Annotated in this window: 18 protein-coding genes; 12 read left to right on the plus strand and 6 right to left on the minus strand. The window is 35.8% G+C overall.

Features of this window, described 5'->3' with window-relative positions:
* Window positions 1-2: 2 nt before the first annotated feature.
* From ACO05S_RS16835 to ACO05S_RS16870, 8 genes are all read left to right on the plus strand, one after another.
* Complete coding sequence (locus tag ACO05S_RS16835) at window positions 3-1484, plus strand: xylulokinase (protein WP_421919181.1); 1482 nt, start codon at window positions 3-5, stop codon at window positions 1482-1484.
* Window positions 1485-1510: 26 nt separating this feature from the next.
* On the plus strand, window positions 1511-2836 hold the full coding sequence (xylA, locus tag ACO05S_RS16840) for a xylose isomerase (protein ID WP_421919182.1): 1326 nt from the start codon (window positions 1511-1513) through the stop codon (window positions 2834-2836).
* Between the two features lie 66 nt (window positions 2837-2902).
* Window positions 2903-4510 carry a D-xylose transporter XylE gene (gene xylE, locus ACO05S_RS16845; RefSeq protein ID WP_421919183.1) on the plus strand — a complete coding sequence of 536 codons (1608 nt, stop codon included), beginning with the start codon at window positions 2903-2905 and terminating at the stop codon, window positions 4508-4510.
* A gap of 256 nt (window positions 4511-4766) precedes the next feature.
* Window positions 4767-6956 carry a GH92 family glycosyl hydrolase gene (locus ACO05S_RS16850; protein ID WP_421919184.1) on the plus strand — a complete coding sequence of 730 codons (2190 nt, stop codon included), beginning with the start codon at window positions 4767-4769 and terminating at the stop codon, window positions 6954-6956.
* 71 nt (window positions 6957-7027) lie between these two features.
* Complete coding sequence (locus ACO05S_RS16855) at window positions 7028-7846, plus strand: endonuclease/exonuclease/phosphatase family protein (protein ID WP_421919185.1); 819 nt, start codon at window positions 7028-7030, stop codon at window positions 7844-7846.
* A gap of 101 nt (window positions 7847-7947) precedes the next feature.
* Window positions 7948-10497, plus strand: a complete 2550-nt coding sequence (locus tag ACO05S_RS16860) for a phosphoenolpyruvate carboxylase (RefSeq protein ID WP_421919186.1) — start codon at window positions 7948-7950, stop codon at window positions 10495-10497.
* A 91-nt stretch (window positions 10498-10588) separates the two neighbouring features.
* Window positions 10589-11206: a hypothetical protein gene (locus tag ACO05S_RS16865; RefSeq protein WP_421919187.1), complete on the plus strand. Its 618-nt coding sequence runs from the start codon at window positions 10589-10591 to the stop codon at window positions 11204-11206.
* A gap of 216 nt (window positions 11207-11422) precedes the next feature.
* Entirely contained in the window at window positions 11423-12127 is a 705-nt protein-coding gene (locus ACO05S_RS16870; protein WP_421919188.1) for a Crp/Fnr family transcriptional regulator, read from the plus strand.
* Window positions 12128-12157: 30 nt separating this feature from the next.
* Here ACO05S_RS16870 and ACO05S_RS16875 read toward each other — a convergent pair whose 3' ends face one another.
* Window positions 12158-12832, minus strand: coding sequence for a Crp/Fnr family transcriptional regulator (locus ACO05S_RS16875; RefSeq protein WP_421919189.1), 675 nt, complete (start codon window positions 12830-12832; stop codon window positions 12158-12160).
* 197 nt (window positions 12833-13029) lie between these two features.
* Between ACO05S_RS16875 and modA the strand changes: the two genes are divergently transcribed.
* The 3 genes from modA to modC are packed head-to-tail and all read left to right on the plus strand — an operon-like array spanning window position 13030 to window position 15603.
* A complete protein-coding gene (modA, locus tag ACO05S_RS16880) occupies window positions 13030-13791 on the plus strand; it encodes a molybdate ABC transporter substrate-binding protein (RefSeq protein ID WP_421919190.1) in 762 nt (253 codons plus the stop codon).
* The gene (modB, locus tag ACO05S_RS16885; protein WP_421919191.1) at window positions 13772-14488 is read left to right on the plus strand and encodes a molybdate ABC transporter permease subunit; all 717 of its coding nucleotides are present in this window, start codon (window positions 13772-13774) and stop codon (window positions 14486-14488) included. Before modA ends, modB begins: the two co-directional genes overlap by 20 nt.
* Before the next feature lie 20 nt (window positions 14489-14508).
* Window positions 14509-15603 (plus strand): molybdenum ABC transporter ATP-binding protein, encoded by a 1095-nt coding sequence (modC, locus tag ACO05S_RS16890; RefSeq protein WP_421919192.1) that lies wholly within the window; start codon window positions 14509-14511, stop codon window positions 15601-15603.
* On the opposite strand, the gene ACO05S_RS16895 is transcribed toward modC, so the two are convergent.
* The 4 genes from ACO05S_RS16895 to purU form a co-directional block, all read right to left on the minus strand.
* Window positions 15604-15846 carry a DUF3820 family protein gene (locus ACO05S_RS16895; protein ID WP_421919193.1) on the minus strand — a complete coding sequence of 81 codons (243 nt, stop codon included), beginning with the start codon at window positions 15844-15846 and terminating at the stop codon, window positions 15604-15606.
* A gap of 63 nt (window positions 15847-15909) precedes the next feature.
* On the minus strand, window positions 15910-17001 hold the full coding sequence (gene mnmA / locus ACO05S_RS16900; RefSeq protein ID WP_421919194.1) for a tRNA 2-thiouridine(34) synthase MnmA: 1092 nt from the start codon (window positions 16999-17001) through the stop codon (window positions 15910-15912).
* A 416-nt stretch (window positions 17002-17417) separates the two neighbouring features.
* Window positions 17418-18164, minus strand: a complete 747-nt coding sequence (locus ACO05S_RS16905; RefSeq protein WP_421919195.1) for a DUF6261 family protein — start codon at window positions 18162-18164, stop codon at window positions 17418-17420.
* Window positions 18165-19527: 1363 nt separating this feature from the next.
* The gene (purU, locus tag ACO05S_RS16910) at window positions 19528-20391 is read right to left on the minus strand and encodes a formyltetrahydrofolate deformylase (RefSeq protein ID WP_421919196.1); all 864 of its coding nucleotides are present in this window, start codon (window positions 20389-20391) and stop codon (window positions 19528-19530) included.
* A gap of 172 nt (window positions 20392-20563) precedes the next feature.
* Between purU and ACO05S_RS16915 the strand changes: the two genes are divergently transcribed.
* Window positions 20564-21514, plus strand: coding sequence for a radical SAM protein (locus ACO05S_RS16915; RefSeq protein WP_421919197.1), 951 nt, complete (start codon window positions 20564-20566; stop codon window positions 21512-21514).
* 83 nt (window positions 21515-21597) lie between these two features.
* Here ACO05S_RS16915 and ACO05S_RS16920 read toward each other — a convergent pair whose 3' ends face one another.
* Window positions 21598-22818, minus strand: a complete 1221-nt coding sequence (locus ACO05S_RS16920; RefSeq protein WP_421919198.1) for a 6-phosphofructokinase — start codon at window positions 22816-22818, stop codon at window positions 21598-21600.
* Between the last annotated feature and the right edge of the window lie 82 nt (window positions 22819-22900).

Below are 22900 nucleotides of genomic sequence, written 5' to 3' on the forward strand. Positions count from 1 at the left end.
AAATGTACTTACTAGGATTAGATATTGGAAGCTCATCGGTTAAAGCATCATTATTAGATGCGAAATCAGGCAAATGTTTGTCAACGGATTTTTACCCAAAAAAAGAGATGGAAATTACTGCTCATAAATTGGGTTGGGCAGAGCAAGATCCACAAATGTGGTGGCAGAATTTAAAGCTTGCTATAAAAAGTGTAATTGCCAAAGCGCAAGTTGACAAAGAAAAGATGAAAGCAATCGGAATTTCGTATCAAATGCACGGACTGGTGTGTGTTGATAAAAATCTGGAACCGGTGCGATCATCCATTATCTGGTGCGACAGTCGAGCGGTTTCAATGGGAGAAGATGCGTTTCAAAACATCGGAAAAGAAAAATGTTTGTCTCACCTTTTGAATTCTCCAGGAAACTTTACAGCAAGTAAACTGGCATGGGTGAAAGAAAATGAAACTGATATCTATAACAAGATTTATAAAATCATGCTTCCTGGTGATTTCATCGCAATGAAACTAACAGGCGAAGTTTGTACCACTGTTTCTGGTTTATCAGAAGGTATTTTTTGGGATTTTAAGAATCAAAACATTTCGGAGGATGTATTAAATAATTATGGTATAAGCAGAAATTTACTGCCAAGTATTGTTGATACTTTTTCGAATCAAGGAAAGGTGTTGCCTGATATAGCCAATGAACTGGGTTTCTCTGAGAATGCAGTTGTTTCATATCGTGCAGGAGATCAACCAAACAATGCGCTCTCGTTAAATGTGCTAAAACCAGGTGAAATTGCAACAACAGCAGGAACTTCGGGGGTGGTTTACGGAGTTAGCGATGAGGTGAAATATGATCCTTATTCAAGAGTCAATTCTTTCGCACATGTGAATCACACTGATGAAAATACAAGATTAGGAATTCTACTGTGCATTAATGGAACAGGGATTATGAATTCATGGTTGCATAAAAATGTAGCCAAAGGCATGTCCTATCCTGAGATGAATGATTTGGCAAATACAGTACCTGTTGGTGCTGATGGAGTGTCTGTATTGCCATTTGGAAACGGAGCAGAGCGCGTTTTAAATAACAGGGAAGTTGGAGCTAAGATAGCCAATCTTAATCTTAACAGACATACCGATGCTCACGTATTGAGGGCGGCACAGGAAGGTATAGCGTTCTCATTTTACTATGGAATGGAAATTATGAAGGAGATCGGAGTAAAACCTGATGTAATTCGAGCAGGTAATGCCAATATGTTTCTAAGTCCATTGTTTAGAGAAACACTAGCTAATGTTTCAGGAGCTGTTATCGAGCTTTACGATACGGATGGATCGCTAGGAGCAGCCAGAGGAGCAGGGTTTGGAACCGGTTACTATTCTTCATTGGAAGAGGCATTTAATGGTTTGGAGAAAATCGCTACGATTAAACCTAATGATTCGATGCGAAAAGAAACATTAAAGGCTTATTCATGCTGGACAAATGAATTAAATAAGAATTTATAAAGCTTAAAATTATAAAAACACAAATCATGACTATTCTTAAAGGAGACAAAGAGTACTTTCCAGGAATTGGAAAAATAGCTTACGAGGGATCAGAATCAAAAAATCCATTGGCATTTAAATGGTACGACGAAAATAAAGTTGTGGCAGGCAAAACAATGAAAGAACATTTACGTTTTGCAGTGGCATACTGGCATACATTCTGCGGCGATGGCGGCGATCCTTTCGGGCCAGGGACACAGAAATTCCCTTGGGCAACCGAAACCAATGCAATTGATGCTGCAAAATCGAAAATGGATGCTGCATTTGAGTTCTTTACAAAATTGGGTACGCCTTTTTACTGTTTTCACGATACCGATGTAGTGGGTGAAGGTAGCGTTTTCGAAATTGAGAAGAGAATGGCTACAATGGTAGAATATGCGAAGCAAAAGCAAGCCGAATCGGGAGTTAAGTTGCTTTGGGGAACTGCAAATGTATTCTCCAATGCTCGATATATGAATGGTGCATCTACCAATCCTGATTTTAATGTACTTGCTAATGCTGCTACTCAGGTTAAAAATGCTTTGGATGCTACAATTGCTCTTGGTGGTACGGGTTATGTATTCTGGGGTGGCCGTGAAGGCTATATGTCTCTTCATAACACAGATATGAAAAGAGAATTGGATCATATGGCAATGTTTTTAACAAAGGCTCGTGACTATGGTCGCGCCAATGGTTTTGAAGGAACTTTCTTTATTGAGCCAAAACCAATGGAACCATCAAAACATCAGTATGATTTTGATTCGGCAACGGTTATGGGATTCCTAAATAAATATGGTTTAGCTGATGACTTTAAAATTAATGTAGAGGTAAATCATGCTACTTTGGCAGGACACACCTTCGTACATGAACTACAAACATGCGTTGATAATAACATGTTAGGAAGTATTGATGCAAACAAAGGCGATTATCAAAATGGATGGGATACTGATGAATTTCCTACAAGTATTTATGAGATTACTGAGGCAATGTTGCCAATTCTTCAGAACGATGGATTTACTCATGGAGGAATTAATTTTGATGCCAAGACACGCCGTAATTCTACTGATCTAGAGGATATTTTTATTTCTCATATTGGTGGAATGGATGTATTTGCTCGTGCATTGGTAATTGCTGATAAGATTAGAACGGAATCGCCTTATTTACAAATGAAGAAAGATCGTTATGCTTCATTTGACTCGGGCAATGGTTCTAAATTCGAAAAAGGCCAATTAAGCCTTGAAGATTTAAGAAAAATTGCTCAAGAAGTTGGTGAGCCGGCTCAAATCAGTGGAAAACAAGAACTATTTGAACACTTAATTAACTGGTACATTTAATAAGTAATCCCATTGTGCTCCTGTGATCATTTCGCAGGAGCTTGTATTAACCTTTATTCTAATCAAATGAGCCAACCCCAAACTCAAGGCAGTAAAATGTTTATTCTCTCGATTACCCTGGTTGCCACACTAGGAGGTTTATTGTTTGGATACGACACAGCTGTAATTAATGGTGCAATTGAAGCACTAAAAGTATTTTTTGTTACTCCTCTGCAATCAGATAATTCTCTTGCTCTACAGGTTTTATCAGAATACAAAATTATTGTATCACTCTGTTTTGTGGTGATATCTACTTTGGTTTCCAGTTTCATGTTTCGAATGTATGGAAAGAAGAAAGGAATGATTTATAGCACTGGAATTATAACTCTTGTTGCTGTAATTTGGTATACACAGTTTTGGCTATCCGTAAACGAAATTTCAGAAAATACTCTTAATTCCATTAATGGATTTACCATATCAAGTGCCTTGATTGGTTGCATTATTGGTGGATCAATAGGTGGATATTTAAGTCAAAATATTGGTAGAAAGAAAGGTTTAATTCTAGCCGCTCTTCTATTTACACTTTCTGCAATAGGTTCTGCTATGCCAGAAGCCATGAATATTTTTGGAGCAGGAACAATTACTTCATTTATTTTTTACCGAATTATAGGTGGTATCGGCGTAGGAATTGCCTCTATGTTATCACCCATGTATATAGCCGAAATAGCACCAGCAAACATACGTGGAAAATTAGTTTCATGGAATCAGTTTGCAATTATCTTTGGTATGCTGGTGGTTTATTTCGTGAATTATACAATTGCCCTAAGTGGCGATGATGGTTGGCTTAATGAGATTGGTTGGAGATATATGTTTGCTTCTGAAACCATTCCAGCAATAATATTTCTGATTTTGTTGCTATTCGTACCCGAAACTCCAAGATATTTAATGTTAAAATCACAAGATGATAAAGCCAAGGACTTACTAAATAAAATTGTTGGAAGCGAGAAAGCACAAAGTTTAATGAAAGACATTAAGCAATCATTGGTTGAAAAAAACTCTCCTTGGTTAAGTTTTGGTGGACTGATTATCATTATTGGAGTATTACTTTCAGTATTTCAGCAGTTTGTTGGTATTAATGTCGTGTTGTACTATGCTTCCGAGATATTTAGAAATATGGGAAGTGATACGGATACCTCATTGTTGCAGACCATTATTGTGGGAGCTATAAATTTGATATTTACAGTTCTGGCAATTTATACAGTTGATAAATTTGGTCGTAAACCATTAATGATTATTGGTGGTATTGGAATGGGTATATGTATGTTTGCCCTTGGTTTTGCTTTTTATTTTAACCAAATGGGTTTAGCAGCATTATTTGCGATGTTAGGATATGTTGCTTTTTTTGCAATGTCATGGGGGCCGGTTACCTGGGTTCTTCTTTCCGAAATCTTCCCGAATTCTATTCGTTCTGCAATGTCAATGGCAGTAGCTGCTCAATGGATCGCAAATCTTATCGTATCATGGACATTCCCAATGATGAATGATAATACATGGCTAACAAATCAATTTAATCACGGGTTCTCCTACTGGATTTATGGTTTTATGGGGATTCTTGCAGCATGGTTTGTATGGAAAATTGTACCCGAAACAAAAGGAAAATCACTAGAGGATATGCAGAAGCTTTGGAAAGAATAGTATTTAGTAAGAAAATCAGATCAGTTTAATTCATTATCAGAATTTAATAAATAAGTTGGTGGGTTTTATTAGTTTACGATAATGAATGATGAGTAAGGATCGGCAATTTGCTGATCCTTTTTCGTTCTAATTGCTCTTGTTTTTGCATTTGAACTAAGGATAAAATATTGCTTTTACTTATATTTGATTCATATTTCCAAAAGCCAATTTACCATTTACATCTTCTAATTTTTATTGAAGATAAAATTTACTAACTATGAGATTATTAGCCTTTTGTTTGGCAATGATAGGATTTTTTGCGTGTAATAATGAGCAAGAAGATCGCAGAAAGTTAACTGATTACGTAAACACATTTGTTGGAACCGATGGACCCGGAAATACCTATCCCGGGGCAGTTGTCCCTTTTGGGATGGTACAATTAAGTCCTGATAATGGATTGCCGGGTTGGGATCGAATTGCCGGATATTTTTATCAGGATTCGACGATTGCCGGATTTAGTCATAAACATCTAAGTGGCACTGGGGCTGGCGATTTGTATGATATTCTTGTTTTACCTTACAATAGTAGATTTGACAAAGATTTGTGGCCAGACCAAGAAGATTACCGTCCATATTCTATGTTTGACCATAGTAAAGAATCGGCTAGACCTGGATATTACTCTGTAGATTTATTAAGCTCTGGTATCAAGGCAGAGCTATCTGCAACAGAAAGAGTAGGTTTTCATCGTTACACTTTTCCAAAGGATGATGAATCTAAAATTTTAATTGACTTGGGATACAAACTAAACTGGGATGATCCGACAGAAACATATCTTAAATTGGAAGATGAAAATACAATTGTAGGATACCGTTATTCTACAGGTTGGGCTCCGGATCAACGTGAACATTTTGTTATTAAATTTTCAAAGCCAATTAAAAATGTTGACTTTTATATTGGTGTTAACAAGTTGGATAATAACGAAGTAAAAGCAAAAAAGACGAAAGCTGAAATCCTATTCGCTACTCAAGAACATGAAGAAGTGCTGGTTAAAGTAGCCCTTTCATCCTACTCAATTGAGGGAGCAAAGAAAAACTTAGAGGCAGAGTGCAATCATTGGGATTTTGATAAAGTAGTTTCTCAAGCCGACGCAAAGTGGGAAAAACAACTAAATGTAATAAATGTTGAAGGCTCAGACTATCAGAAAACGGTTTTCTACACCAATTTATACCACTGTTTTTTAACCCCATCGTTACATTCTGATGTTGATGGATGGTATAAAGGGGCAGACAAACAAATGCATCAAGCAATTGGCTATGATAAGTTAGAGACTTTCTCATTATGGGATACTTACCGAACAGCGCACCCACTATATACCATTGTGGTTCCAGATAGAGTTAAAGATATGGTGGCTTCTTTTTTAAGTCATTTTGATGAGACAGGTTTGTTGCCTGTATGGAGTTTTGCCGGAAATGAAACGAATATGATGATTGGTTATCATTCAGTTCCGGTAATTGTAGATGCCTATTTTAAAGGTATACCTATGGATGTAGAAAAAGCATATGAAGCTTGTAAAACCACGGCAATGAGTGATGCCTGGAGCTTACCTGATTATAAAAAGTACGCTTATGTACCAATGGATGATGCTCATGATGGTCATTGGAGTGTGTCAAAAACCATGGAGTATGCTTACGATGATTGGTGTATTGCTGTGTTTGCAAAAGCTTTAAATAAGGATGAGGATTATAAATACTTTAGCAAGAGAGCTGACTATTGGAAAAATCATTACGATGCAGAGAGCACTTTTATGCGTCCTAAGGCTAAAGATGGTAAGTTTATTAAGCATTTTATTCCTAAAGAATATACCGAGTTGTTTTGTGAAAGTAACGCTTGGCATTACTTCTGGCATGTTCAGCACGATATTCCAGGTTTAATCGAGATTACAGGAAAAGATGTTTTTGCTTCCAAGTTAGATTCCATGTTTACCTATTATGACGATCCTAATGATGACTTGCCTATTTTTTCTACCGGTATGATCGGTCAATATGCTCACGGTAATGAACCTAGTCATCATGTAGCATATTTGTTCAATCAGATTGGTCAGCCCGAGAAGACTCAGAAAATGGTTCACCAGATTATTGAGTCACAGTACACAGATAAACCTGACGGTTATTGCGGCAATGAGGATTGCGGACAAATGTCGGCTTGGCTAGTCATGTCTGCCAGTGGAATATATCCTGTAAATCCAGCTGATGGAATCTATCACATCACTTCTCCATGGCTGGAACAATTAAGCTATAACTTACCAAACGGAAAAACATTTAAAATCACAACAGAAAATTTTGGACAAGGACATGTATTGATTGATAAGGTGTTTTTGAATGGCGAAAAACTGGATAAATTGGTCATTACCCATCAACAAATTATGAATGGAGGAGAACTGCATTTTCTGTTAAAATCGACGAAATAAATGATAGAGGCTGTGCGTTACGTACAGCCTTTATTATTTATAACCATTTAATGAGGAAAAAATATATAAAGATGAAACAACTGATAGCCTTTGTTGTGATAGTATTTTGTCATTCCACATCATTGTATGCGCAAAAGTTTATGACTTATAATCTCCGATACGACAATCCCAATGATGGACTTAACAAATGGGAACTTCGCAAGGAAAATATTACTGATTTGATTCTAAAATATTCTCCGGACATATTTGGAACTCAGGAAGGCTTGAGTCGTCAGTTGGATTATTTGGATGAGAATTTGAAAAACTATTCGTTTATTGGAGTAGGGCGAGATGATGGCAAAAGAAAGGGTGAATATTGTGCCATATTTTATAAATGTTCCGATTACAAAATATTGGACGAATCAACATTTTGGTTATCAAATACACCAAATAAAATTTCGATTGGATGGGATGCTGTTTTGGAAAGAATTTGCACTTGTGCTTTGTTCGAAAACAAAAAATCTGGAAAGAAATTTTGGGTGTTTAATGCCCACTTTGATCATATTGGAAAAGAGGCGCAGTATGAAAGTTCCAAACTAATTGTAAAGAAAATTCAGGAATTTAATCAATGTAAATATCCTGTTGTTTTAATGGGTGATTTAAATCTAATGCCTTCAAGCAAGGCAATAAAGTTTTTAAGTAAGAATTTTCTTGATGCACATTTTCAGACTGAGGCAATAAGTAATTTGGGAACATTTAATGCATTTAAGCATAAGGAGCCTGTTGTGGATAGAATCGATTATATTTTTGTTGATAAATCTTCAAATGTAAAGAACTATCGGATAATTAATGACAAATTAAATGGAAAATATCCGTCGGATCATCTGCCCGTTCTTGTAGAACTCAAATAATAGTTTTCTCTTTATATCAGTAATACCAGGATAAGGGTAAAGTACTCTTTTTGCTATATTGAAGCTTAAATTAAAATAGGAGGATTACCACAACTTAGCTTATGCAATCGGAAACATTTCAGAACGAAGTAGAATTAAGGTACAAATTGTACAACAGTATATTTTTAACTCTTCCCTTAGATGGTATACACGGAACAGGCATTTTGATTCCTTTAATGAAAAGTGAATGCCGAAAGGGATTAGAAAATGGGAAATCTCCTGTTGAAATATTGGATCTTTTTTTTGAAAAGCAAACCAATTTTAAGACAGAATCGGAACAGTTAGACTTCATGTTTCGTGTAATTAACTATATTGAAAGGCAGGTTGTGTTGTTGGATGCTCTGGAAGATGCTGCTTTTTTGGATTTACATGATCCGCAAAAAAGAGGGAAAATTGAGTCAATTAAGATTCGATTAACAAGTGGTGAAAGAAAGGAGAAAATTGGAGAAGCTTTAAAAAAAATAGCGGTTCGGATTGTTTTAACTGCTCACCCCACACAGTTTTATCCTAGCACTGTGTTGGCAATAATTCATGATTTAATTGATGCTATTCAGAAAAATGATCTATTACAGATTAAGATGTTACTCACCCAACTTGGTAAAACTCCATTCTTTAAAAAAGAGAAGCCAACTCCTTATGATGAAGCCAAAAGTCTGAGTTGGTATTTAGAGAATATTTTTTATCAATCGGCATCCGAACTGTATGATGATCTAATGAAAGAAGTGAGCAATCCTGAGGAACAAGATGGGAGTATACTGACTTTTGGATTTTGGCCAGGAGGCGATCGCGATGGAAATCCATTTGTAAAGGTAGGTACGACATTAGCAGTGGCTAATAGGTTAAGAAGTATATTATTATCCAACTATCACAAGGATATCAGGAAGTTGAGAAGAAGATTGAGCTTTAAGAGTGTTTATGAAAAAGTTTTAGAGCTGGAAGAGAGAATCTTGCAAGCTGTTAATGGAGAAGATATTTCTTCCGGAATTCAACAGAATGAGATATTAAATGCTTTATCCAAAATAGAAGAGCTTTTGGTTAACGAACATGATAGTTTCTTTGTAGAGCTAGTTCATGAGTTTAGAAATAAGGTTTTGTTGTTCGGTACGCATTTCGCAGGTATAGATATCCGACAAGATAGCAGAATCATTAAAAAAGCTTTTGACGTTCTTTGTTCCACTGCACCTGAACTAAAGGATCAAAATTGTAATTTGAAATTTGAGGATATCATCAAACTTAATCAAGTAGTTTCTTTTTTTCAGTCCGAAGATGAAGTCGTAAAAGATACTTTGAATCTTTTTGGAACCATTAAGGAGATTCAAAAAAGAAATGGAGAAAAAGCTTGTAACAGGATAATTATAAGCAATTGCAGAGGAGAAGAGGATGTGGCCAGAGTTTTTGCAATGGCAAAAATGTGTGCTTGGCAAAATGAAGTTCCTCTTGATATTATTCCACTTTTCGAAACCATTGATGATTTGGAGAAGGCAGCATTTACTATGCGAAAACTATATGAAAATAAAGTATATGCCAAGCATCTCTTAAATAGGGGAAAGAGACAAACCATCATGCTTGGATTCTCTGATGGAACAAAAGATGGAGGATATTTCTCGGCCAACTGGAACATTTACAAAGCGAAAGAAAATATTACCAAATTATCGAGGGAATTAGGTATTACCGTCGCTTTTTTTGATGGGAGAGGAGGACCTCCGGCACGTGGAGGTGGAAATACGCATAAATTTTATTCATCTCTTGGGAATACGATTGAAAATAGAGAGATACAAGTAACCGTTCAAGGGCAAACCATAAGTTCAAAGTTCGGAACTAGAGATTCAGCAAGATTCTATCAGGAAAGATTACTATCGGCTGTACTGGAAAATAGTTTATTTGATGATTGCGAGAAGATCCTTTCTGATACGGATCGATTAGTAATGGAAAAACTTTCTAAGTATAGCTTCGAGGAATATCAAAGGTTCAAGTCTTCGGATAAATTTGTTTCTTATCTCGAAAAGATGAGTGCACTAAAATATTATAGTAAGGCTAATATTGGAAGTCGTCCAGGGAAAAGAAAGGAGTCTGAGAAATTAAATTTTGAAGATTTACGGGCAATTCCATTTGTTGGAGCTTGGAGTCAAATGAAGCAAAATGTTCCTGGATTTTTTGGTGTTGGATCGTCCTTAAAAAAACTGGAAGAAGAAGGATTATTTGAAGAATGTATCAGTTTATATAAATCGTCATTGTTTTTTAGAACACTTGTGGCTAATAGTATGCAATCTCTTAGTAAATCTTACTTTAAATTAACAGAGTATATGAAGAAGGATGAAGAATTCGGAGAATTCTGGACTTGGATCCACGATGAATATCAATTGAGTATAGAGATGTTATTAAAAGTATCCAATCAAGATGAATTGATGCAAACGGCTCTTTTCCTTAAAGATTCAATTCATCTGCGCGAGGAAATGGTTCTTCCATTAATAACAATTCAACAGTATGCATTGATAAAAATTAGAGAAATGGAACGGAATAATGAAACAAACACTACAAAATACAGTATATTGCAAAAGTTGGTCATCCGATCTCTTTATGGTAACATAAATGCAAGTAGAAATTCTGCTTGAGAAAAATCTTAAAAAATTTTTTTTTTCTGGCAATTTTGCAAACAGATGATCGTTTCAATATTATTAAAAAATTAATATCAATTCAAGTCATATGCACAAATCAATTCTTACTTACTGTTTAATATTTCTATTTGCGTTTACACTTACCGCTCAGGAAGCAGAACCTGGAAAACAAGATGTTAAGCCTTCATTAGATAATGGAACCATTACCAGTCAATTTGAGTACTTAAAGAAAAAATCGAGTAATTGGCAAGGGCATGAAGTAATTAAGGTTGACATGCTAAATAAATATCAATCAAATGTTAATGATACTCTAAAGCTTTTAAAAACAACACTAAGCAGTTCGGAAAATAAGCTTGCTAAGCAGGATGATGAAGTGACAAGTCTGAATACTGAAATCCAAAACCTTAAAAAGCAACTAGATGAAACCATTCGCATGAAGAATAGTATGAAGTTTCTGGGAATGGATCTTCCAAAATCAACTTATAATACAATTATGTGGGTTCTTATCCTGGGATCTTTAGCGGTTGCAGGAGTTTGTTTTATGCTGTTCAAAAGAAGTAATGTGGTGACAGTGGAAACAAAACAAACATTAGAAGAGGTAAGGGAAGAATTTGATACACATCGCAAGAATGCATTGGTTCGTGAACAGAAACTTGCAAGACGCCTTCAGGACGAAGTAATCAAAAATAAAAAATTAGGTCTTTAAAGCAGATTAAGAATTACAAAAACAGGCTGCATAACCAATTGATGCAGCCTCTTTTTGTTTAAAACGGTGTGTCATTAAGAATCGACCATAGTATGTCAAACCTATCCTTTTGGTTATAATGTCATTATTCTTTCATATCCACTTAGACCAACACCCACAATTTCACACATAAAAAAGATTGTTTTATCTTATATTTGTGTTATATCTCACACTATCATGTTACAACAAACCGACGATAAAATTTTTACCCATTGCCAAATTTGTACTGACAGATCATGTGCTTCTCATATACTATCTGTTCAGGAATTAGAATTACTCAGTAAAAGCAGTAATGAAGTGATGTTTGATAAAGGAGATGTAATACTAACCGAAGACTCAAGAACATCGTATATTGCATACCTAAGAGAAGGATTGGTAAAAGAATACGGCAAAAATGGACTTCAGGGAGAACACATTTTGCAAGTAGTTAAACCTCATTCCTATTTAGGTTTGCATTCGATTTTTAGCGATGCAAATAATCATTATTCTTATGTGGCCTTAAGCCCTGTTCGTGTTTGTTATATAGAGTTGACAGTTTTTTCAAATTTTATTAAAGAGAATGGCAGGTTTGGATATGAAATCCTATCCTCGGTATGTAACGAAAGTTTGAATAATTATCATCGATTTATAGATCAGCATCAGAAGAAAATTTATGGGAAAGTAGCGGATGCATTGCTATACTTTGCTAAGATTATTTTTGAAAAGGAGGACTTTGATTTACCGCTAAGTAGAAAAGAAATCGCTCACATGATAGGTACCAGCAGGGAAAGTGTATCAAAACAATTAAACGGATTCGAAAAAGATAAAATTATTTCCATTCAAGGTAGAAATATTGAAATTTTGGATATGAATCGATTGCAAAATATTAGCAAAGTTGGTTAATACAAGAAGTAATTAAGATCACATTTTTTGCTAGTTTAGTGCACTTGGCCTTCTAACCAATATGCGTCTTCTGTTATAAGTAATAATACCATTTCTTTCTAATTCATTTAAAGTAGTAGTAACCGTTTGGCGTGTAGTAGCAGCTAAACTTGCAATGTCTTGATGTGTGAGACTCAGTCTGATTTCTCTTTCGTCACCAATTTTAATTCCATGTTCTTCAATTAAATCCAATAGCAAACATTTTACACGTTCCGGTGCAGATTTAAACCACATTCTTTCCAATCTACTCCGAACTTTTTTAAGCCTGAAACCAATTAGCTTGGTCACTTTTAAACTAAGCCTGGGATGAGAAGCAAGGAAATGCTCAAAATCCTGAATGTTTACATAGCAAATTTCGGCATACTCGGTAGTGGCTGCAATCTGTTCACGTTTACTTTGTCCTGTAATTGCCAATTCACCAAAAATTTCACCAGGTCCCAAAATGGCATAGATTAATTCTTTGCCATCATCAGAGAAAGAAGAAATTTTAACCTTACCCTTTTTTAAAAAATACACAGAGTTTGCTTCATCATTTGGAAGGTAAATGGTTTGATTTTTCGTTGCTTCCAACATTTTAACTCTTTTTCTTAAATCCATTTTTTCGAGAATGGATAAAGAGCCTAAGAAATTAAAGTTTTCGAAATACCAAAGTATCCTGTCTTGCATAACTGGTTGATTTTATGGAGCGATAAGAATGCCTGAATATACAAAAATTATCTATACTGATTTAAAATAAGCATTCGTAAAATGTGTTAAATGATGTTTAACGAAATAAGGGTCATTCTTTTCTGCAAGAATTGATTGGAAGTTCAATACAGTCTTTGTTTAAAAATTACTATTTTCAAGGCTTTAGCAAAATCAGCATGAATAAAACCATTTTACTCTCTTTGTTTGCTTTACTTCTGTTTTCTTGTTCAATCAAACAGAAAAAGGAAAATCATATTACCTTATTCGTGGCCTCCAGTTTAACGAATATAGGGTATGAAATAGCTAATGGTTTTAAATTAAAAACGGGAGTAAGGGTAAAATTGAACATAGCGTCTTCGGGAATTTTGGCACGGCAGATCGAAAATGGTGCCTATTTTGATTATTATATTTCAGCAAATCAAGAGTGGGTGCAATACATCGATAGTTTGGGTTTGCTAAAGAAGAGTTCTATTGAACCTTTGGCATCCAATAAAATGGTAGCTATTGTTCCTAAAACTGATGCTAGAATAATACCAGATGAGGTATTTATTAAAGAATTTCCCAATTTATTTAAAGGAAGGTTATCTCTGGGCGATCCGATACATGTGCCCGCAGGAAAATATGCTAGGCAAGTCATTAATTTTTATGCATGGACCAATGAAGTTTCCACTAGATTATTACCAGCTAAGAATGTGCGCGATGCTTTGTTAATGGTTGAAATGGGTGAAGCAGAAATGGGAATTGTTTACAAAACAGATGCATTAAAATCGGAGAAAGTAAATGTCATTTATGAATTTCCAAATAGAACTTGTCAATCTATTGTCTATGTTGGTGCATCAACAAAGGAAAAATCTAAAAGTTTAGAAAGCTTTATATCGTACCTTCAATCTGATGAGGTAATGAAAATATGGAAAACGAATGGGTTCAATCTCGATTAGTATAAATGATTTGCTAAATTTTAGCGGAGAGGAATTGGTTGCTGTGGGACTTTCGTTTCGAGTAGCACTTTGGTGTGCGATTTTAACTCTTCCTCCTTCTGTTATGATAGCCTGGTGGTTGGCTCGCAAAAATTTCAAAGGAAAATCAATTGCTGAGGGTTTCTTTAACCTGCCATTGGTATTGCCACCAGTAGCCACAGGATTTATCTTGCTATTGCTCTTGGGTAAAAACGGATTTATTGGTAAATATTTAAATGAATGGTTTGGAATAAAACTCGCTTTCAGCTTTTATGCAGCCATAATAGCCTCTATAGTTGTTTCTTTTCCTCTCGCGATTCGCGCCATTCGTTTGTCGATAGAAATGATTGACCCAGCTTACGAAGAAGCCGCAAAAACACTTGGAGCAAATTCACTACAGACATTTTTTCGTATAACTTTACCTTTGGCTTTACCCGGAATTGTTAGTGGTTTTGTCTTGGCTTTTGCAAGATCATTGGGTGAGTTTGGAGCAACCATTATTTTTGCCGGAAACATATCAGGTGAAACGCAAACTATTCCTTTAGCACTTTTTAATGAAATTCAGATACCAGGACATGAAACGTCGGCTTTTCGCTTGTTGTTGGTGGCAGTAGTGTTTTCATTTGCTGCCATGTCGTTTTCTGAATTCTTAGTAAAGAAACTTCATCATCATCAATAAAGTAAGATATAACAGTTCATATGCATGCATTATCCGCCAAATTAAAAACCAGTAAAGGAAACTTTTCATTAGATGTTGAACTTGATTTCGTGAGAGGTATTACAGGTGTTTTTGGACCTTCCGGATCGGGTAAAACAACTTTAATGCACTTAATTGCAGGTCTGGAAAATCCAGATGATGGTTATATCAAGATTAATGAAGAACTAATTCTGGATACAGATAAAAAATTTACCGTAAAATCTCGAGGAAGACAAATTGGATATGTATTTCAGGAAGGAAGGTTATTCCCACATATGACTGTTAGAAAAAATTTGCTGTTTGGAAATGCTTATGCCAACAAATCTCAGCATCGGATAGAATTTAAAGACCTAGTTGATTTATTGGAAATTAGAGATCTTTTAGGGAAAAGACCAAAGAGTTTATCGGGAGGTGAAAAGCAAAGAGTTGCCATTGGCCGGGCTTTACTAAGTGCACCTAAACTAATCTTAATGGATGAACCATTTTCGTCTTTGGATCTTGCTTTACGCAGGCAAATAATTCCCTACCTAATTCGCATTAATAAGACATTAGATATTCCGATGTTGGTAGTTAGTCACGATTTGCCTGATTTGTTGAGCTTAACCCAGGAATTGTTTCTTTTAAAGAATGGCAGGGTAGAAGGTCATGGCAATTATTTTGATTTAATTCAGTCTGAAAAGTCGCTTGATATTATGCGAGGGGCTGGTTTATTGAATGTAATTCCTTTTAAAGTAGAATCTCATGATTTGGATAACGGATTAACCCATTTAATCAATCGAGATGCCTGTCATGAAATTCATGTAGAACGTGAGCTAATAAACGACTGCTGTTTGGTGGATGAAGAATTAAATGTTTCTCTGCGTCCGGAAGACATAGCCATTTCCTTGAAAGAAATATCGGATATTTCTATTCGCAATCAATTAAAGGGAAAAGTCACTAAAATCATTAAAAAAGAAAACAGAATTTACTGCCTTGTAGATGTGGGTTTTCTTCTTATCGTTTCAATTACTCAAGCATCACAACAGAAAATGAACCTCAATGTTGACACCGAGGTTTATTGTCTATTCAAGTCTATGGCTCTGCAAGTAAATTTATAACTACTGATACTTCTTACACAAAGGACGCAACATTCCCTCTAATCCATTCAGTTTGATTTCATACATTGACGCTAGCATTTCGCCAAGTTTTCCGGGTGGAAAACCTTTTTCGCGAAACCATACCAAATAAGGCTCTGGTAAATCGATCAGGTATCGTCCTTTGTACTTGCCAAATGGCATGCGCATTTGTATCAGCTTTATTAATTCTTCGTTTAGTTCTGTTTTGTTGATTTCGTGGGTCATTTATAAGATAGTAAATGTTTTAGAGACGCAAGATCTCTCGTCTCTACCAGTTCAAGGCGTAATTTAATCATTGTATTCGGCAAATCCACCACCTATTAGTTTATCGCCAATGTAAAATGCTACAGGTTGTCCCGGAGCCATTGCCCAAGCAGGATTGTCTAGATCAACTTGTAGTTCGTTATCATTTAGTATAGTAATCTTGGAATAGCCTTCGGGATTTAAACCTAAACCTCTAATTACGGTTGTGATATGTGCTTGATTTACATCCTCTAAATTGTTAAAATAGTAACCAGAAACCCTAAGTTGTAGCTTGTTTAAATCGGCCTTTTTCTCCAGAATTAGTGTATTATTATTGGCATCGATTCGGCTTACCATTAAACCAGATTTTTCATTTAGTTCGATTCCACGTTTTTGTCCTACAGTATAATATGGATATCCATCATGAGTTCCTAAAACTTCACCTTTGGTATTAACTGCTTTACCTTTGCCAACTTTTTCATTCAAATTCGGAATCATTTCCTTTAGAAAATCTCTATAATCCTTACGATCCATAAAGCAAACTCCCATACTTTCCTTTTTCTTTGCTACCTCTTCAAATCCGTAAGATTTTGCAATTTGTCGCACTTCCGGTTTTGTATATTTTCCCAGAGGTGTTAAAGTGCGTGAAAGAATATTCTGTTTCAAATTCCATAGAAAATAGGATTGATCTTTGGCAGGATCTTTTCCTTTATGGATATAATACGATTCATTGTCCTTTTCTATGGTAATATAATGACCAGTTGCAATGTGAGCACAATTCAATTCGTCAGCTTTTTCCAGTAACAATTTCCATTTTAAATTAGGATTACATTGAATGCACGGACTAGGCGTCCTTCCTGCCAAATATTCATCCAGAAAAAATTGAATTATTGTATCACGAAATTCTTTTCGAGCGTCTATAACATGATGTTCCAGGCCAAGATTATGTGCAAGCTTCTGAGCATCTACAATAAAGTCAGGATAAGAATCATTTTCATCGTATGAATGAGTGTTCGTATAAAACCAAAGGGTAACACCAATTACTTCATAGCCCTGATCTTGCAATATCATTGCCGATACCGAAGAGTCTGTTCCTCCGCTCATTCCTAAAATTACTCTTCCTCTTATCTCTTTCACTTCGGGCATATCAATAGGACGGTATTATGTTATTAATTCAAATCTGTACCTTTTCGAAATACTTATTCGTCTTTTCTTTGAGATTATACAAAATAAGGAATCAAAGATTCGCCAAATATGAGAAAAAGATAATAAATAGACAATTTAGACTGCTTTACTGCCCTAAAAATTATTAATCTCCCTACCCTTTATTTGCAATCAGGCTGTATGGAGTAAAGAATTTTTAATTCGGTTAATGGGATTTGAAATCCCAAACTCTGAGCCTGTAAATTTCAAATTTACAGGAGCCGTAGTAAGAGCATCAACAGCATGGGTTCTGAGGGTATCACTTAAAGTGATGCTCTCAGTTTATAAAAGCGCAAAAAAAATGGGACACGTCCCACTGTGTCCCTTTCATTAGCCCTATAAATAATTAATTAATCCTCGGTCGCATCATCCTCACTGCCTCCATTGGCATTTCGGGTTTTGCGAGAACGTGCTTTAGAGTTTACCTCTTCAATTCTTCGTTCAATGGCATCAAGTAAATCACCATACTTATCTGGTTGTACCGAATTCCAATTGTTTAAATGTGGCAGCAATTTTTCGTTGATGATATTGCGAAGAATACTTTTTTGAATGGATGGAGCAATCACATCCTGAATTTTAGATTCCTGAGCGTTTAACTCCTCGTAACAGGTTTCAGCATTTTTTAATGATGCCTTTGCCTTTTCGAAGCAATCGTTCACACCAACCAATTTCTCGAGCTTGGTCTTCATTGCAGGCTCTTCAAGTTTCGAAAACAACACATTGGCATTAGTAAATTGGCTTTCAAGACTTAATGCCTGAAGCTGACGATTGTATTTGCCCATTAAATCCCAAATTTCGATGGCATCATTAACAATCTCTTCATTGTCCATATTTTTATTGGCTGTAATAAAGCCTTTCATACAAGTAAAGTCATGATCGAAAATATCATCCAACTCTTTTAGCTTATTACTAACCGTACCTCTTTTACTGTATTTAATACTGGTTTCCAATACCGCTCGCTCATTTCTTGATTCTTCAAGAATTTGTGTGAGAAGAGCATCATCGCTGGTATCAACTTTTTCACTTTCTATTTCAATGGTTTTGCCGATACTATTGATCTCATCACCACTGCAATAATAATAAACAGTTTTTGTCATTTATATAATATTTTTAGAGTTAAGGGCTAAAATTGAATGGAATTTAGAAATATAATTCTGGGCGATGTGTTAAATAATGTTAAAATAGAATTATAAGTAAAATAAAGAATAGATGCCTTGGTCTATTAAACCAAAAATTCTAACTTGGATGATTTTTGTTCATTTTTAAGATAAGTACGGTAAGGTAGAATATTTTGTCCACCAATTACCATCAATGCTGGTATGATGATCATTTTGCCGCAAAATATTCAATACGATAAGTTGGGATCAAAATCGCGAACTAAAATTATCTTCCTTATCAGTTTTGTTGATTTTTTTGCACAAAATATTGAGATAAGACTCTTGAGAAATGTCTTTTTGCACAAAAAGATCGTCTTTATTGATCTTGGCCTGAAAATTTGCACAAAATAAATGTAAAGATTGATTGTGATGACAAAAATCGCACAAAATAATCGCCATTATTGATTTTGAAGCTCGGATTTGTACAAAATAAACAGCACCATTCATTTGTTCATTATTTGGTGCGCAAATTTTTCCCAGTTGCTATTTTTACTGATTTGCATAAAGGAATATGTTGGGTTGCTAGCGCTGATTAGCAATCAGGCTTCATTGGATAATGGGATTTGAAATCCCAAACTCGAAGCCTGTAAATTTCAAATTTACAGGAGCCGTAGTGAGAGCATCAAAAGCATGGGTTCTGAGGGTATCACTTAAAGTGATGTTCTCAGTTTTTGAATGGGTTGCTAGCGCTGATTAGCAATCAGGCTTCATTGGATAATGGGATTTGAAATCCCAAATTCGGGGCCTGTAAATTTCAAATTTACAGGAGCCGTAGTAAGAGCATCAAAAGCATGGGTTCTGAGCGTATCACTTAAAGTGATGTTCTCAGTTTTCGAATGGGTTGCTAGCGCTGATTAGCAATCAGGCTTCATTGGATAATGGGATTTGAAATCCCAAACTCAAAGCCTGTAAATTTCAAATTTACAGGAGCCGTAGTAAGAGCATCAAAAGCATGGGTTCTGAGGGTATCACTTAAAGTGATGCTCTCAGTTTTTGAATGGGTTGCTAGCGCTGATTAGCAATCAGGCTTCATTGGATAATGGGATTTGAAATCCCAAACTCAAAGCCTGTAAATTTCAAATTTAGAGCCGTAGTAAGAGCATCAAAAGCATGGGTTCTGAGCGTATCACTTAAAGTGATGCTCTCAGTTTTTGAATGGGTTGCTAGCGCTGATTAACAATCAGGCTTTATTGGATAATGGGATTTGAAATCCCAAATTCGGAGCCTGTAAATTTCAAATTTACAAGAGCTGTATTAAGAGTATCAACAGCTTGGATAAGAAAAAGAATTTTTCAGTTAGGAGCTAATCAAAAACAATTGTCCTGCTACCATCAACAATAATTCGATGTTCGGCTTTGTAACTTAAAGCTCGGGCCAGAACAATGCGTTCCAAATCGCGACCTTTACGAATTAAATCAGGAATGGTATCCTTGTGAGTTATACGCATGATGTCTTGTTCGATAATCGGACCTTCGTCCAAATCTTCGGTTACGAAATGACTGGTAGCTCCTATCATTTTTACACCACGCTCGTAGGCTTGCTTGTATGGATTACCACCTACAAATCCCGGAAGGAAAGAGTGGTGAATGTTGATGATTCTGTTGCGATATTCATTAATAAAACCAGGCGATAGCACTTGCATATATCTGGCTAATACCACCAAATCGATATCATATTCTTTTAAAAGAGCAATCTCTTTTTTTTCCTGTTCTTGTTTGTTTTCTTTCGAGATTGGGAAAACATGGTAAGGAATATTGTTAGCATCGGCTATGTGTTGCAAATCGGGATGATTCGAGATGATCAAAGGAATTTCAATATCATATTCATTCATATTGTATCGCCAAAGAATCTCTTGCAAACAATGATCGTACTTCGATACAAAAATTGCCACACGTTGCTTTTGTCCCGAAAACTCTATCCTCCAATGTGCATTAAACTCTTTGGCTAGTGGTTCGAAAGCTTCATGTAATCCCGATGCAGGAATTTTAGAGTTCTTGATGTTCCAAACCACTCGAAACGAAAAGAATTCCTGATTTTGATTTACATGTTCGTCTAAGGCTATAATATTGCCACCACTTTGGTAGATGAACTGTGTGATTTTAGCAACAATCCCGTTCTGATCGGGACAGGTTAGAAGTAAATAAGCATTTACATTGTTTTCAGACATATTCTCGTGTTGAATTGGTTTAAATTTAAAATTAACGAAATGTCCGTTAGAATTTGATAGGTGTGTGATTCAAAATTAGAAAATTTAAGGAAAGAGCAAAAATCCTAAGATATTTGATTAGGTTTGCCAAGTAATTTTACAGTTTATAAGGCAACTGTAGGTATAGAGGAAGATGACAAAAGAAAGAATGTATAAATATTTGTTTGGTCCAATTCCATCGCGACGTTTGGGCATGTCCTTAGGCGTAGATTTGGTACCAAAAAAAGTGTGTACCATTGATTGTGTGTATTGCGAAGTTGGAAGAACTACTCAATTATCGGTTCAACCGAAAGATTACATTGCAGCAGATAAAATAAAAGAAGAGTTGAATCATTACCTGAAGCACAATCAGGCTCCCGATTATGTGACCATTACAGCATCGGGAGAACCAAGCTTAAATGCCAATTTGGAAGAAATTATTGCTTTTGTAAAACAGAATGAAGCCAATATTCCTGTATGCGTAATTACCAACGGAACACTTTTGAATGATAAAAAAGTAAGAGAGGCTCTGAGCAAATCTGATTTGGTTTTGCCCTCTCTGGACGCTGCCACAGAAAAGGTATTCAGAATGATTAATCGTCCGCACAAAGAGATCAACTTTGAAGCTTACTTGCAGGGACTGATTGATTTTAGCGCAGAGTTTAAAGGTGATATTTGGTTGGAAGTATTCATTTTACCAGGATATAACGATCATAAGGAAGAGTTGTTAGCATTAAGAGAAATCATTCAAAAGATCAATCCAGACATAGTACAGTTGAACACCCTTGATAGACCTGGCACGATAGATAATTTACGGGGTGCTACACAGGACGAATTGCAAAAAATTATGGATTTATGGCAATTGGATAATGTGAGAATCATTGCAAAAGCGAAGCAATCGAATAAAACTATATTTAGATCGGATACCAAAACAGCCATTAAAGAAACCATATCACGCAGACCATGCACGCTTGAGGATCTGGTTAGCATCTTAGGGCTCTGCGAAGAGGAGATTGATCGTTGTCTTGCAAGTTTGGCTTTTGTTAAAGGATTCGAAAAAGTAGAACAGGAGAGAGGTGTGTTCTATCAGATCAGAGAACAGTAGATTAAGATTTTAAAATGAACAAGAAAGGCAGTTGAATCGTTCTCACTGCCTTTTTATATGCTTACAATTATTTTTTACTCCTTTTATTCCCAGTTTAAAATTTTCTTGAATATATAGTTTTCTGCATCCGGAAGATACTCTTTAGCTGCTTCCATATCTTCTTCGTTTAGGTAATGCAGATTGTAATTCATTACATTTTGCACTTTTTCACTGTTTACATCAACCAATCTTGGTTTCACTTTTCCGTTTTCATCTTCAACATCTTTCAAAAAAAGTGGAGCAACATCACCCTTAGGGTCAACAGTTACCATACATTTTGAGTGCCCTTGCTTAAACAGTGTGTAAACGCCATCACCAAGAAGAGTGCAAAGATTCAAATCGAATCCGATAGGACGACAACATCTCAAACCAAAACCTAATTCAACCGGACGAGTTCCGATATTTAAATCGTAAGATTTGATTTTACGCTGAATCAGCATGTTAAATACGTGAGATTTACTTACGTTGAACAATTCGGGGTGACCGTGAGCATCGTAGGTAAAGTTCACCCCGGTACTCTTGATTTCTTCATCGCTCATAAAATGGAAAACCCCTTCACTAATAACCGCTGCACCATAGTTCAAGCCTAAAATTCTACGCTTAATGATGGATGAGATTACCAATTGAGCAATCTTTTCTGCCGAAATGGCCGTTTTGTTGAACATTTCAGGGATGATAATCATCGGAAAATGACATGCAGCACCAATTCCAAATGCCAAGTGCCCCGCTTCACGACCCATTGCCGCCAGCACAAACCAGTTTTGCGAAGTTCTGGCATCTTCGTAAACCGTAGTTGCAATTTTTACACCTTCATCTTTTGCTGAGTGATATCCAAAAGTAGGACTTCCTTTTGGCAACGGAAGGTCGTTGTCAATGGTTTTTGGAACGTGAATGTTTGAAATGTTCACATTGTTTTCAGCTAAATATTTGCTGATTCTGTTTGCAGTAGATGCAGTGTCGTCGCCACCAACGGTAACCAAAAGTTTTACCTTGTTTTCAACAAAGAACTTGGTTGAGAAATCGCTGTCTTTAGGTTTAAAGCGACTCATTTTAAGGTGAGAACCACCTTTGGTAAAAATCGCATCCAGAGTTACAAAGTCAAGTACTTCCATTTTTCGATTCTCAGAAAAAAGCCCTTTGTAGCCTTCGTGTAAACCAATAACTCGATAAGCGTTTCGTAAGAATACTTTACCAACACTACTAATTACAGTATTAATGCCTGGAGCTGGTCCACCACCGCATAAGATAACAACAGAATCTTTCATATTTATTCAATATCAAATATCATTTTTATAAAGATTGGGCAAAGATATATTTTTCAATTAGAATTGATGGATTATAAACGGT

This window comes from Marinifilum sp. (assembly GCF_965230805.1).
Lineage (GTDB): Bacteria > Bacteroidota > Bacteroidia > Bacteroidales > Marinifilaceae > Marinifilum.